Genomic DNA, 506 nt, shown 5'->3' with positions numbered 1-506 from the left:
TGGGTGCTGTACGTCCTGGTGGGCATGGCCGAGCTGACGGCGGTCGGCAAGTACGTGCAGTTCTGGTGGCCTGATATTCCCGCCTGGGCCACAGCCGCTGCGTTCTTCGTGCTGATCAATCTGATCAATCTCAGCAACGTCAAGGCTTTCGGTGAGGCCGAGTTCTGGTTTGCCATCGTCAAGGTCGCCGCCATCGTCGGCATGATCCTGCTCGGGCTTTTCCTGCTGGTCAGTGGCCAGGGGGGCGAGCAGGCAAGCATCAGCAACCTGTGGACGCACGGTGGCTTCTTCCCCAACGGCTTCAGCGGCATGCTGCTGGCGCTGGCGATCATCATGTTCTCCTTCGGCGGGCTGGAACTGGTCGGCATCACGGCGGCAGAAGCGGCGGAGCCAAAAACCGTGATTCCCAGGGCGATCAATCAGGTCGTCTATCGCATTCTGATCTTCTACATAGGCGCACTGACGGTGCTGCTGGCGCTGTATCCCTGGGACGCGCTGTTGCAGAC

The 506-nt window shown here is 61.1% G+C and carries 1 protein-coding gene; it reads left to right on the top strand.

Translation table 11 applies throughout. From position 1 onward, the window contains the following. Positions 1-506 (top strand): amino acid permease (locus CXQ91_RS24450; RefSeq protein ID WP_146072451.1); only part of this gene is annotated, 506 nt, incomplete at both ends.

Origin of the sequence: Arthrobacter sp. Y81 (genome assembly GCF_002929335.1) — a bacterium.
Lineage (GTDB): Bacteria > Actinomycetota > Actinomycetes > Actinomycetales > Micrococcaceae > Arthrobacter.
The sequence above is the reverse complement of the archived record's forward strand: the minus strand, read 5'-3'. Positions and strand labels throughout refer to the sequence as shown.